10 protein-coding genes are annotated in these 13,220 nt (G+C 44.6%); 1 reads left to right on the forward strand and 9 read right to left on the reverse strand.

The genetic code is table 11. The features are described from left to right. Positions 1 to 60: 60 nt before the first annotated feature. From AC6R16_RS13045 to AC6R16_RS13080, 8 genes are all read right to left on the reverse strand, one after another. Complete coding sequence (locus AC6R16_RS13045; protein ID WP_500674632.1) at positions 61 to 1,197, reverse strand: ABC transporter permease; 1,137 nt, start codon at positions 1,195 to 1,197, stop codon at positions 61 to 63. Continuing rightward, positions 1,194 to 2,357: an ABC transporter permease gene (locus AC6R16_RS13050; protein WP_500674633.1), complete on the reverse strand. Its 1,164-nt coding sequence runs from the start codon at positions 2,355 to 2,357 to the stop codon at positions 1,194 to 1,196. Before AC6R16_RS13050 ends, AC6R16_RS13045 begins: the two co-directional genes overlap by 4 nt. Before the next feature lie 12 nt (positions 2,358 to 2,369). Further along, a complete protein-coding gene (locus tag AC6R16_RS13055) occupies positions 2,370 to 3,350 on the reverse strand; it encodes an HlyD family secretion protein (protein ID WP_500674634.1) in 981 nt (326 codons plus the stop codon). Between the two features lie 9 nt (positions 3,351 to 3,359). Further along, positions 3,360 to 4,760 carry a TolC family protein gene (locus tag AC6R16_RS13060; protein ID WP_500674635.1) on the reverse strand — a complete coding sequence of 467 codons (1,401 nt, stop codon included), beginning with the start codon at positions 4,758 to 4,760 and terminating at the stop codon, positions 3,360 to 3,362. A gap of 237 nt (positions 4,761 to 4,997) precedes the next feature. After that, a complete protein-coding gene (locus AC6R16_RS13065; protein ID WP_500674636.1) occupies positions 4,998 to 5,486 on the reverse strand; it encodes a GNAT family N-acetyltransferase in 489 nt (162 codons plus the stop codon). 238 nt (positions 5,487 to 5,724) lie between these two features. After that, the gene (locus AC6R16_RS13070; protein ID WP_004748386.1) at positions 5,725 to 7,251 is read right to left on the reverse strand and encodes a tripartite tricarboxylate transporter permease; all 1,527 of its coding nucleotides are present in this window, start codon (positions 7,249 to 7,251) and stop codon (positions 5,725 to 5,727) included. A 23-nt stretch (positions 7,252 to 7,274) separates the two neighbouring features. Beyond that, positions 7,275 to 7,787 carry a tripartite tricarboxylate transporter TctB family protein gene (locus tag AC6R16_RS13075; RefSeq protein WP_500674637.1) on the reverse strand — a complete coding sequence of 171 codons (513 nt, stop codon included), beginning with the start codon at positions 7,785 to 7,787 and terminating at the stop codon, positions 7,275 to 7,277. A gap of 210 nt (positions 7,788 to 7,997) precedes the next feature. Continuing rightward, positions 7,998 to 8,969, reverse strand: coding sequence for a tripartite tricarboxylate transporter substrate binding protein (locus AC6R16_RS13080; protein ID WP_367938894.1), 972 nt, complete (start codon positions 8,967 to 8,969; stop codon positions 7,998 to 8,000). A 393-nt stretch (positions 8,970 to 9,362) separates the two neighbouring features. Between AC6R16_RS13080 and AC6R16_RS13085 the strand changes: the two genes are divergently transcribed. Beyond that, positions 9,363 to 12,509: an HD domain-containing phosphohydrolase gene (locus AC6R16_RS13085; protein ID WP_500674638.1), complete on the forward strand. Its 3,147-nt coding sequence runs from the start codon at positions 9,363 to 9,365 to the stop codon at positions 12,507 to 12,509. On the opposite strand, the gene AC6R16_RS13090 is transcribed toward AC6R16_RS13085, so the two are convergent. Next, entirely contained in the window at positions 12,475 to 13,218 is a 744-nt protein-coding gene (locus tag AC6R16_RS13090; RefSeq protein WP_500674639.1) for a protein kinase domain-containing protein, read from the reverse strand. The genes AC6R16_RS13085 and AC6R16_RS13090 overlap by 35 nt on opposite strands. Positions 13,219 to 13,220: the final 2 nt, after the last annotated feature.

Here is a 13,220-nt window from a genome sequence, read left to right on the forward strand (position 1 = left end):
GTAATCACATTAGCACAATTTATAAAAATGGAGCTATCTATAGCTGCAAATAAATGGCATCTAGCTATCTGATTTTAAGCTGTTTTTTAAACTCCACAGAGCAATAGAGAACCAAACCAAACTTTGCAACCAAAGCTGAGTATAGTTATCTGAAATGTTCTGCCATATGCCGCCCATTTGATTCAAGGTCAAGAAGCTTTGAATAGCTGGGGTACTCGGAAAGAGTTCCGACAACCAAACCATTGGGGTAGGAATCGCTTCAATTGGCCATATAAAACCCGCGCTAAACACAAGTGGCATTGAGCTGACCAACACGACTAACGTCACTAATTCGCGTCTTGGAGTGATGGATCCTAACCAAATACCTATCGCACAAGATGCTATCAAAAAGGGCAGTAGCAGAGTTAAAAGCTCTGTTGCATGTGCCAGTTGGTTAACGCCATGCATAGAAAAACTGGCGCCAAAGTAGTACATGCTTAATAAGTAATAAACCGCGATTAAAACCAGAATACGAACTGAGATGAGTTTTAGTGGAGAGGTATGACTCCAGTAACCCGTTCCGTGTTTTTGCGTCCCTACCATTAACCCTGCTGCCATTGCTAGAGTTTGTTGCAAAATGAGCACAAACACCGCAGGCACGACGTAATCCACATAGCCCATGCGCGGGTTAAATGTTGGTTTTAGATTCAGCTTAGTCGCGGCATATTGAGAGGCTGCCTTTGATAGTGGTTGACCGTCAATGAGTAGTTTAGCCACTTTAGTTTGCGCTGCTAAGGTCCCACCTGCCTGAGCAAGACCTTCTACGATAGTGCCGTAAACCAAAAAGTAAGATGCATCTCCGGCGTATGAGAGTGTTGGGCTTTTCCCAAGCATTAAGTCTTTATAAAAATGCTCTGGAATGACAAGTATCCCGCTCACGTCACCATCGAGAAAAGCTTGGTGAGCGTCTTCCAGTGTGTAATCTCGCTGCACAACGTTAACCTGTGGCGTTGCATCAACCATACGTTCCAATTGGTAGCTTGTTTGGCTTCTGTCTAAGTTAACCACACTGATCTTCTGTTCTTGTGGGGTTTGGTGGCTATAGGGTAAAGGATAGAGGAATGAATAAAACACCACGCCGCCAAATACGGTAAGAACCACCACAGGATTGGTCAGTAGTGCTTTAAGTTCCGATTTGACCAATTCAAAGAAACTCATAGTGTTGCCTCACTTACGACCTTGGACTCTTGATTGTTTAAGTGCTTTTTTGCCAGCCCAATGACCAGTAAAGCGGCGACTAGGTAACCAAGCATAGGCAGTAGATGGTGTAAAGATTCTATCCATGCTTGACCGTAACTGACTTGGCTGACCTGTACTTCGATGTAGTGGCTGATAGGTAATAAACTGCGCCACGCCTGGGCAAGGCTATTCATATCGGTAACAGGGAAGGTAATCCCCATAAAAGCAAAGCTTGGAGCGGTAAATGCGCCAGCGAAACTCATCGCTCGTGCGGCGTCGAGAGTCAAAAAGAAAAACAGGCTGCCCATGATCATACAGGCAATGATGGTTATCCATTGCGCGACGATCAAAACCAAAAAACTACCATTCATCGGCCACTTAAACCCTAAGTAAAACCAACACAAGAAAGCGAAACCTTGTATAGCGAACACCCAAGAGTAGGGGGCAAGCGTTTGAAATATTGCTCGAGCAGGGTTATTGCCAAGCCAATGATTGAGCCCTCTGTCGCGTAAATTCGCCGATAAGACGAGAATGGTGGTCACAACCACAACAATCTGCCAAAGCGCGGGGACCACCGCTGAAACTAAGAACTGCGCGTAATTGGAGTTCTTATTGAATAGGGGAGTGATTTGCGTACGAATCGGTACCGCTTTTCCGAGCGCAGAGCTTAAAGTCGCATTACCTTGACTCAAATTGCCGACAGCACTGACTTGCGCATTAAACGTTCCTTGAGCTTGAAGAAAGGCAGAGTTGATCAACTTACCCACTAAGATCATTTGGCTGTTGTAAAAAACACTCACCTGAGGCGCTAACTGTTTATACGTATCTTGTTCAAAGTTAGGTGGGATAACGGCATAAGCGTATATTTCACCTTCAACTAAGGCTTGTTTGGCTTCTAGCGCGCTCGTGAACTGCCTATCGACCTTCATTGCCGATGTTGCGTCGTAGTACCGAATCAGCTGCTGAGACATTTTGCCAGAGTCTAGATTCACGACACCGATGGGCAAATCTCGCGCGATACCTTGCGAGAAAATTGCCCAAATCATCACGGCCAGCATAACAGGTAGCCATGTCAAACTAGACAATAGCCATTTGTCGCGTCGGATAATTGAAAACTGGGAAACGCTATGATCAACCATATCGCGACCTAATTATCCCTTTAGTTCAACAACTAGGCTCATGCCCATACGCAGATTCTGTACAGGTTGAGTTGGCCTTGCTTCTACCTCGAATGTTCTTAGGTCAAAGCCCTGAGCTGCATCGGTCGAACGCCAGGTTGCAAAATCACCCATAACGGCAACGTGAGACACTTTAAACTCAATTTGTTTGTTAAGCGCTGGAACGAAAGCGGAGAAAGTTTGACCTTTTTCAAAGTGACTGAGTAGGTCTTCACGTACGTTCAAGACTGCCCAAGAATCATCGGTATCAATCACAGTCACAACAGGAAAGCCCTGAGGAGCAAGTTCACCACTTTGAAGCAGTACTTGGGACACTTCACCGTCGAACCAGCTTTCGATAGTCGTGTCTTCGGCATAGGCTTCAACTTCTGCAACTGCACCCGCTGCCATTCGTGCTTTTTCTGCGGCGGCCAGCTTGGTCTCACTACGTGCACCTTCTCGTGCCATTTGGTACATTTGGAAAGCTGCACTTTCAGTGTACTTAGCGGCATCCCATTGGGTTTTCGCTTCGTCACGTTTTTGTTCGGCGACTACCCCTTCTTTATAGAGGTTGTTGACGCGAAGATAGGTTTTTTCCATCAGAGCCGATGCCGCTTTCGCTTTTTGCCACTGGTCTTTCGCCGCTTGGATTTGCTGAGCGCGTGCACCTTTTTCCGCTTCCATTGCAAGTGCACCCGCCGCTTTTTCACCTGCTTTTGCCTGTTCTAGCTTTGCTTCTATCTCTGGGCTGTGGAGCGTAAAGATGAGCTCGCCTTTTTCGACATGATCGCCTTTGCGCACCATTACTTGATCAATTCTTCCCGGTACTTTGGATGAGATACTGTATTGCTGAGATTCAATCTGACCTTGCAAGCGAACTGGTTTTGGTTGATAGGCTTGGTAAAAGCTATAGCCAACCCAAGATGCAACGCTCAATGCGACAGCCGTAAGTAGAAGTGGTTTTGCATTTTTCATCTTAGATCCTTATTTGCTCGAAATATTGATAGCGTTGTGTTGGTATTGGCTGAATGCATCCATCTCACTCGATAGTGCAAGCAACTTGGAGAGTGAGATCAAATAGTTAAAACTTGCTGCTGCTTTCTGAGTTTGAACGCTAGCCACGTAAAGCTGCGCATCTACTACATCGGTGGAGGTGGATAGTCCTTGAGAAAAGGCCTTTTGACGTAGATTGAGATTTTCGCTCGCTAACTCAATGCTTGATTCCAGCCCAAGAACTTCCTCTTGAGCCTGCTGCGCTTCAAGGTATGTTTTCTGAACCAGTACGGAAAGATCTTGTTTTGCTTGCGCTTTTAGGTAGCGGACTTGCGAAACTGCGCTGTGCGCGGCTTTAACCTGATCACTACGACCAGAGCTCTCGATCAAAGGAATATTCACACCTACACCGACCAACCAATCTGGTTTCATTTGGCTCGCGAGTGAGTCGTCTTCATGTAGGCTGTAATCCCCATACAGATACACTTCAGGGTAGTACTTACCTTTTTCTGCTTTGATCAAACTGTCGGCTTGTTTCTCTTTCGCATCAAGTAGCGCTAAGCCGGGGTAGGTATCAAGAGTACGTTCTACGAACAAAGTCTGCTCTGGTAAGTTTTGGTTGATAAATAGGCTGTCGGCAGGCTCAACATTGGTTGTTTGGTTTAGGATCTGGGTGAGCGCCGATTGAGCTATCTCTAAACTCTTCTCTGCTTTCTTACGTTCAATGACCGCTTTATCTAACGCGGATTCTGCTTGCAAGCGCTCGACGCGGGCGATCTGCCCTTGTTGCTCTAATTTCAGAGCGTTGTCTCTATGCTTAGTTAAACCTTGCTCGACGAGTCGGCGAGTTTCCACCACCTCTTGAGCCAGCAGAACCGAAAAGTAGTATTTGCTGAGATCTTCAAAACGAGCTTGGGTTTCCATAGCCAACTCACTTTGCGCTTGTTCTTTACGACCTTCGGCTGCGGATTGGGCCGCGTTGATACGCCCGCCAGTAAAGATCGGCCAAACGGCTCGGATTGAAGAACTGAAAATATCTCTTTCAGTAATGGTAGAAGTGACACCACCCAGCCCAGCAAGCAGTTGGTTAAATACAGGCCCAAGGTTTGGAAGGTGTTGACCGGTACTTTCAAAAAGCTGGTTACCAGAAACCTTTACATCAGTATCTAATCGCGTGTAGTTAGCGCCAACAGTGACTGAAGGTAAGTTGAGGTTATCCGTTGCGTTTTTAAGATGTTCATAGCGCTCGACATTCGAGCGTTGCGCAGCCAACGAGTTGTTTTCTTGTTGCAAGACTTGCCAAGCTTGATCGAAGCTGATCGCAGCGGCGTTAGAAAGGGGAGAGTAGACGCCAAGAAAACCGATCAACAGCGCTATGGGACGCAACGACATAGTGATGTACTCTATTTGTTAAAAAATAGAGTTTATACTCTAGTTTCTGTGCGGGCAATCACTAAATTGTAAAAAGTATGGCGTTTTGACGTCGATCAGGGCTTGTAATAAATGCATGCCATTTAAGTGGTCATTCGATAGAAATAAAAGCGTATTATTGGCTCTAAGTAGTTAATTATCTAAGGGAAGTAAAAATGAAAGGCAGTCTACGACTGGGCACAAACTGCCTTTTAAGTCTTAAGGTGTGTATCGGAGTCCAAGCATCTTACAGTTGTCTTCTAGATACGGTTTAGTGATGACGTTGAATCCAAAGCCTCCGTAGTAATCTTTTAAATGCTCTTGAGCCGAGATAAAAATGGAGTCTTGCGGATAAAGCTCTTTTGTTGACTCGAAGCTTACCCGCATTAGTTCGCTGCCAACACCTTTCCCTCTGTATTTGAGGCTAACAATTACCCTGCCAATACATACATCGTTAGCGTCACCTTCAATTAAAGGGAGTACTTCTTTTGGGTAACCAAGTTGCTGCGGCATGATACGGCTGTACGCTACGAGTTCTTCACCGTCAAATCCCATTACATGATATGTCTCAGGGTGGGTGTCTTTTCCGTCTAGGTCGCTATAGGGCTCTTCCATCTCGACGATAAAAATATCCACCCGAAGACGCAAAAAAGCGTAAAGCTCCTGAACGTTTAACTGATCAAATTTTTTGATTCTCCACTCTAGCATTATTTTTCTCCTTATCTGCATGGAGAACAAAATAGAAGACTCGCGGTGCTGACTCATTAACTTATGTTAAGAATTCGTACTTTGAATGAATTTTATCGGAGGATTGGTTGGAAGCGGTTATTTGATGCCGGAAATGGTGTGTGGATTAATGCAGAAAGCTCAATGTTTCAACCAAAAAAAGCCAGTCGAGTTGCGACTGGCTTCGGTCAAATCAAACCAAATTACACAGGAGTGATAATTACTGCTCTACTTTTTGTGGTGTTGGCTTTAACTTTTGGAACAGTTTGACAAACAGTGGGCTGAACAAAACAAGCACCGCTAAGATTGAGAATGTCATAGTAATTGGGCGTTCCCATAGGAAGCTCAGTTCACCGTCGCTGATCATTAATGCTCGGCGTAGGTTCTCTTCCATCAAACCACCAAGAATGAATCCAAGTAGTAGGGGGGCGAGCGGGAAGTTGGCCAACCTGAGTGCGATTGCTCCCATTGCGATCAACAGCATGATGAAGACATCCATTGTGTTGAACGAGACAAGGTATACACCTGTGATTGAGAAGAACAAAATCATAGGGAGTAGAACCGTTCTCGGCACAGCAAGTAGCTTGGAGATGTACGGAATCAGCGGTAAGTTCAAGATCACCAGCACAATGTTACCAAAGTACATTGAGATGATAACTGACCAGAACACATCTGGATGCTCGACAAATAGACGTGGTCCTGGCTGAATGCCGTAAGCAATCAAAGCACCAAGCATAATAGCGGTGGTACCAGACCCTGGAATACCCAGAGTTAGAAGAGGAACAAACGAGCCACTTGACGCCGCATTGTTAGCTGATTCTGGTGCGACTAGACCACGGATACTCCCTTTACCAAATTCTTCTTTCTTCTCTTTTGGCGCGAGATTACGTTCCATACCGTAGCTAAGGAAGGCTGCAATGGTGGCACCAGCACCTGGAAGTACACCGGTAAAGAAACCAAGAATAGATGAGCGAATCGAGACTGGCGCCACTTCTTTCACTTCTTCTTTAGTGACTTTCATGCTGCCGATATTGCTCATTTTATCTTGTTCGTCTGAACGCGTGTCTTGCTCAGGCTTTAAGATCCCCATCAAGGTTTCGCCTAGTGCGAAGGTGGCCATTGCCAACAGTAGGAAGCTAAAGCCATCCATTAGATCTGTTAGGCCAAAGGTAAAGCGTTCAACACCAACCCCTTTGTCGATACCAACGGTTGATAGCATCAGGCCTAAAATCGTCATCATCCATGCTTTAAGCACTTGTCCTTTACCTGCAAAGCCAGCAACTGCAGAAAGACCGAGTAACATCAAGGCAAAGTAGTCTGAAGATTGGAAGCTCAGCGAGACGTTAGCCAGTGCTGGAGCGGCAACTAATAGCATGATCGCGGATAACGTTCCACCCGTGAATGATGAGTATGCCGCAAGTGCAAGGGCTTTACCTGCCTGACCTTTTTGCGCCATAGGGTAGCCGTCAAAGGCGGTAACAACGGTTGATGAACAACCCGGAGCGTTGATTAGGATTGATGATGTTGAACCACCAAAGACCGCGCCGTAATAGACCCCAGCCATCAAGATAAGACCTGAAGATGGCTCCAAACCATAGGTAATTGGGATCATCAGAGCGATTGCCGAAATTGGGCCAAGGCCCGGTAACATGCCAATAAAGGTACCGACAAAACAACCAACAATCACCATCATGATGTTCATTGGCATCACTGCGGTCGAAAGACCTTGTAAAATTCCATCTAACATAATGTTATTTCCTTAAATTACGATCACATGGTGAAAATAACACCTGGCTCTAAGTAGATATCTAGGCCTTGGGTGAGCAGAAGGTAGAAAGCGATGACAAACGGGAAGGATGCACCTAAAAGTACTTTCTTACGTCGTTCTCCCAACAGATAGAAACCTGCAAGCAAAAAGAATCCTGTAGCAATGACGAAGCCGACATAGGTGAGTCCAACACCATAAAACGCCATTAGAACTAGAAAGCCGATAAGCAGTTTCCAGTTGAAATCGACCACGGCACCGCTTTTTACATCAGGCTGTCCCGTTACCAATAAAAGTAACGAAAGGCCCATACCTGCGAATGTTAATAGCGTTGGTAGAGTGCGAGCCGTAAAGGGTTCGTATTCATCGCCAGGAAATAATGGGATTTGGGTTGTCTGGTAGCCATAACAAAGGCAGACAAGCAAAAATATCATCGCGCCAACACGGTCGCGACAGAGTAGGTTTTCTTTTGAGAAAAAATTACCTTTAGTGAATGAGTTCGTTGGCAAGTCCGACATATCCAACTCCATTTGCGTTACAGGTAAGGAAAGAAAAAAGCCGTACACGAGAGTTAATGAGCATGTTTCACCAACGAATAAGCCATTTGCTGCTAGTCAAAGAGGCTTAACTGTTTATAAATAAACAGAGGAGATTGTGTGTAGTTAGCCCATGTACGGCGAAAAGGGATGAGGGTGGTGCAAGTCACCCTCATACAATCGATTTAACGATTATTTTAGGAAACCAAGTTCGCGCATTAGGTCGCCCATTTGCTTCTCTTGATCTTCTAGGAATGCGTAGAACTCTTTGTCTGCTTTGTAGTTATCAATCCAACCGTTACGGTCACGAACTACTTGCCACTCGTCTGTGTTGTACATCTTAGTCAGAGCTGCGTTCCACTCGTTAATCTTCTCTTGGCTAGCGCCAGGTGCTGCAAAGAATCCACGCCAGTTAGCAAACACAGTTTCGTTACCGTATTCCGTTAGCGTTGGGATGTCAGGTGCTGCTTCAAGACGTTTTGGTGCCGTTACTGCTAGAATCTTAACTTGTCCAGATTTAGACATTTCTAGAACTTCACCTAGGCCTGTGGAAAGCAGTTGCGTCTCACCTGATAGAAGGGCTGCCATTGCTTTACCGCCTGCATCATAAGCGATGTAACGTACTTTCTTAGCATCGAAGCCTTCGCCTTTGAATGCAGCCGCAACAACAAGGTGATCCATACTACCTCGTGCTGAGCCACCAGCTATTTTTACTTTACGTGGGTTCGATTCAAATTCTTTAACAACGTCTTCCCATGTATTGTATTTAGAGTCAACGGAAGTCACGATCGCACCGTAGTCAGCGATAGTCGCTGCAACAGGTGTCAGGTCACGGAAAGATTGTGGGAAAATGCCCGTTAGTGAGCGTACTACGATTGGTGTTGAGTTCACCATAAGCGTATCTTCTTGACGCTCTGCCGTTTCGATTAGGTGGGCAATTGCTTTACCGCCGCCGCCACCAGACAGGTTCTGGAAAGAGACGTTATCGACGATATCAGATTTAACTAACACATCACCTGTGCCACGAGCTGTCATGTCCCAGCCACCACCTGCACCACCGGGGATTAAGAAGTGGATTTTCTCTACATCAGCTGCAAAAGCGTTAAAAGAAAAAGACGCAGCGATGATAGAAGCGGCTAGGGTTGGTTTTAGTACCTTAAACATGATTCACGTTCCTTATGTATGGGCATATTCTTCTTTGAGAACACGCTTATCGTTATCAATTCTCTAGTAACAAGGAGGGAACTTGTTGCTAGATGCGTTTAAGGTTAATGGTCTGTTAAATTCATGTCTCCAATACGTTGATAAAAAGAATATTGGTCATTGTGGAGGTTTTGTTCATAAAGTTCATGAAACAAATACATCGCCGATATATTAAATACTTAGCAGAGTCTCGATTGTGCAATTATAATGCAATTTGTCTCATAATTTATAGGATGTTGTATTGATATATAGAGGATTTATTCTAATACTCGAATAAAGCAAAACTATAAAAAAACAATTAGCCCAGTCTTCAAATTAATTCGTTCAGTCAATGCCAATGGAGGGCGTTAAAGAATGAAAAAGAACTCGCGTCAGTCTAGAAAGTTCTCTATTCAGTTTACGGTAGGGACAATGTTTCTGTTTGCCACTCTTTTTACTGCATCTTGTGCAATCGGGCTGCAATACTATTTTGGCAAGCAGCTGTCAGAAGAAAATGTGTTGGCTAAACTCACCACAGCCTCTTCGGGTGTAGGGTCTTACCTAGAATTGGTCGACAAAAACGCTACAAGCAGCGTTCAAATTCTAAAAAGTGTTGCAGAGTCAACCAATCACACCTTTGCAGAAACTGAAATTCGCAACATTTTCACATTAATTCTCGCGGATAACCCACTCTTCTATAGCCTCTACGTTGGTCGTGATAACGATGATTTCTATCAGATCATTAACTTGGAATCTTCGCCCATTGTAAGGAAAAAAATTGATGCAGACATCAATGATCGTTGGGTAGTCATTAAAATATCGGGGCCGGAAGAAAGCCGTATTCGCACGACGAGTTATTTTACAGAAGGTTTTGAACTGACCAAAAGTGTTGCAGAAGACAGTAACTATTTCCCCACTCAAAGACCTTGGTATTTAGGCACTAAGGAAACAAAGATTTTTAAGACGGAACCTTATCTCTTTCAACATCTAAAAATTACCGGTCAGACATACTCTATTCGCACTCAATCAAGAGTTATTGGAGTTGATATTGTTCATTCTGCGATGAAAGAAAAGATGACACCTATACAGCTAGGGCTCTCTTCTGATAGTGGCGCTGAATCTTTTGTTTTTAATGACAAAGGTGAGGTCATTGCGGCTAACGTAGAGTTGTATCATGAAGTGCGTGTTCCGCAACCAACTCATTTAGCACTGAGCGATGCCGAGAAAGCAGCTTTAGAAGTAGCGGGTTCGCTTATGGTCTCTAATCAAAATGACTGGGGGCCTTACGATTATGCTCAATCAGGGCAGCCTAAAGGATATGCGATAGATCTGCTGACCATAGCGTCGAAGATGACGGGTATGCAGCTAGAATTTGTGAATGGTTTTGATTCCGTGACGTTGTCGCAAATGTATCATCAGGGAGAACTTGATATGCTGCACTCCGTACCAGCATCTGAAGCGGTGAGTGGAGTGAAAAGCGTCACTATGTTTAGTGGTGAATTGGCACTGGCTTCAAATCCTGATAAACCAGTTTACTCGTCACTGGCCGAGTTCTCTCAAGAGCCTATCGCTGTTGTCGGTGGGTATGGAATGAAATCGTGGCTATCAGAGCGAGCACCAACTTTAAACCTTATTGAAGTCACGAGTTTGGATGAAGCAAAACAAGGACTTGCCTCAAAACGCTACGACTACATCATTGATACGTTTCACACCTTATCTGAGCTGAATGAGTTATCTAATATTGAACAAGCTAAGGTAACAAAGCTGTCAGGTATCGAAATGCTACCCTTTCATTTTTATATGAAAAAAGAACATAGCTCGGTAGTCGACGTCTTAAATAGAGCCTTGCTAGCGATTACGCCACAACAACGAAACGCTTTGAAGAAGAAGTGGTTGGACTCCAACCAATGGCGGGGAACGTTTGTACCTTACCCGGAGCTGTTCTCATTGTCACGTAATCCCAGCCTGCATAACTCGATGGTGAAAGTTGATATTCAAGGGCAACAGTACTTTGTCTACGTTACTCCGCTGTTATCTGAACAAAACCACAACGAGTTCTTTGCCGTCGTGTTACCTGAAAACGTGGTCTTTGAGCAAGTTTGGCCTAAGCTGATAACATCCATCGCGCTTACTGTTCTGATAATGATGATCTTGCTTCCTTTAGCTTGGAAGTTTAGCGCCCCCATTGTTATTCCAATTAAAGCCCTACGTGTAGAAACTAAGAAGATAAAAGCAAGAGATTATGACGCAGTATCTCTGGTGAATACACGCATCAAAGAAGTGTCTGAACTCTCTGAGTCCATTGCCTCTATGGGTGCGGCACTCAAACAACACGAGAAACAACAAGAAGATTTTGTTGAGTCTTTCATAAAACTGATTGCTCAAGCGATTGATGATAAATCTCCTTATACAGCAGGGCATTGTAATCGTGTTCCTGAACTTGGCATGATGTTAGCCAAGGCAGTAGAAGAGTGCCAAGAAGGTAAATTCAAACAGTTTAAATTCGAGAATGATGATGAAAGGCGGGAATTTAGAATCGCGGCTTGGCTGCATGATTGTGGAAAGATTACGACTCCAGAGCATATCGTTGATAAAGGCACTAAACTCGAAGCGAACTATAATCGTATCCATGAAATTCGTATGCGTTTTGAAGTGCTTTGGCGTGATGCCGAAATTGAGTATTTGAATTCGCAACTCGCTGCAACTAAAGATAAGAGCGCGGCTCTAGCGGAGCTTAAACTGTATAAGCAAACTTTACAGGAGGAGTTTGAGTTTATCGCCAAATCCAATGTCGGCGGGGAGTTTATGGGTCAAGAAGAAGTTGAACGAATCAAGCAAATTGCTGGTAGAACTTGGCAAAGGAACTTTGATGATCACTTAGGTCTTTCCCCATTCGAAGACTTGAATAAACCTCAATCGGACGTTGTGCTTCCCACCACCGAACCGTTACTTTCTGACAAACCAGAGCACATACAAAAGCGCATCAGACCACTCGAATTTGATGAGAAGTTTGGTATAAAAGTGGATGTGCCAGAACATCAGTATAACTTGGGCGAGATCTACAACTTATCTATTTCGCGCGGCACATTGACCACAGAAGACCGCTTTAAGATAAACGAGCATATGATCAGTGGAATAAAAATGCTTGAGGCTTTGCCATTTCCAAAAGAGCTGAGTCGAGTCCCTCGTTACGCTTCTACTCACCATGAAACCCTTAAAGGCACTGGCTATCCACGTAGGTTATCAGCAGAAGAGATTTCAATTCCAGAGAGAGTGTTAGTTATTGCTGATATTTTTGAGGCGCTCACGGCGGCAGATCGGCCCTATAAGAAAGCAAAACCTGTCAGTGTAGCCGTAGATATCTTGCATAAAATGGCTCTCGATGAACACGTTGATATGGAGCTATTCTTGCTGTTCCTCGAAAGCGGGGTTTACATGGATTACGCGCAAGCGTTTCTTCCAGAAAGCCAAATCGATGATGTTGACATCAGTCAGTATTTTTCAAAGCAACAAGTCGCTTAGCTAGGCGGATCTGTTGAGCGAGTAGGACCTGATACTTTGAAGCAACAGCTCCCGAATCTGGGAGCTTATTTGCTGTTACGAACTCTGTAATGGGCAGTCCTTGATATGGGTGCTTACCCAACACGGTCTGAAGAGCTACTGCCAACGAGACATAGTCATCTTGACTAGTAACAAGACCATGACGTTTTATTGCGCTTAAACTACCGAAACTCGGAGTAACAGAAGAATGGGGTTGTTTAGAATAAGCTTGACCGATTGGTAGAACGCTACCAAGGTCGACAAAGATGGGTTCACCGTTTGTACTGATCACGATGTTTGCAGGTTTGATGTCGCCATGAATAAAACCCGTTTCATGAATGGTTTTCAGTCCGTCTTCAAGTTTTGATATCAACGCGGCGTCGTTGAGGAAATTACACTGCGCTAGCGAATGGCCTTCTACAAATTCGCACATCAACCAACTGACCTGATGATGGCTATCGGCATCGATAAACCTAGGCCAATAGTGAGAGTCATAGTTGGCGAGAAAACTAGCTTCGTTGTGAAGTTGATATTTAGCAAGTGTGGAAAGGGCAAATTTGAGAGCAACCTTTCCATGTGAGTCGCTGTCGACGAGATACACGTGATGACCAATATGCGAGCAATAGGAAACCCCTAAAGCTCGCATAGTGCTTCGGATGCTAGGGTGGAGCGCAGAGCTAGCATCCTTCATTT

It is taken from the genome of Vibrio sp. R10-SG3-ISO10, from assembly GCF_059834185.1.

Coding starts and splice junctions, on each gene's coding strand:
- AC6R16_RS13045 (WP_500674632.1), bottom strand. CDS start 1,197: ATGAGTTTCTTTGAATTGGTCAAATCGGAACTTAAAGCACTACTGACC.
- AC6R16_RS13050 (WP_500674633.1), bottom strand. CDS start 2,357: ATGGTTGATCATAGCGTTTCCCAGTTTTCAATTATCCGACGCGACAAA.
- AC6R16_RS13055 (WP_500674634.1), bottom strand. CDS start 3,350: ATGAAAAATGCAAAACCACTTCTACTTACGGCTGTCGCATTGAGCGTT.
- AC6R16_RS13060 (WP_500674635.1), bottom strand. CDS start 4,760: ATGTCGTTGCGTCCCATAGCGCTGTTGATCGGTTTTCTTGGCGTCTAC.
- AC6R16_RS13065 (WP_500674636.1), bottom strand. CDS start 5,486: ATGCTAGAGTGGAGAATCAAAAAATTTGATCAGTTAAACGTTCAGGAG.
- AC6R16_RS13070 (WP_004748386.1), bottom strand. CDS start 7,251: ATGTTAGATGGAATTTTACAAGGTCTTTCGACCGCAGTGATGCCAATG.
- AC6R16_RS13075 (WP_500674637.1), bottom strand. CDS start 7,787: ATGTCGGACTTGCCAACGAACTCATTCACTAAAGGTAATTTTTTCTCA.
- AC6R16_RS13080 (WP_367938894.1), bottom strand. CDS start 8,969: ATGTTTAAGGTACTAAAACCAACCCTAGCCGCTTCTATCATCGCTGCG.
- AC6R16_RS13085 (WP_500674638.1), top strand. CDS start 9,363: ATGAAAAAGAACTCGCGTCAGTCTAGAAAGTTCTCTATTCAGTTTACG.
- AC6R16_RS13090 (WP_500674639.1), bottom strand. CDS start 13,218: ATGAAGGATGCTAGCTCTGCGCTCCACCCTAGCATCCGAAGCACTATG.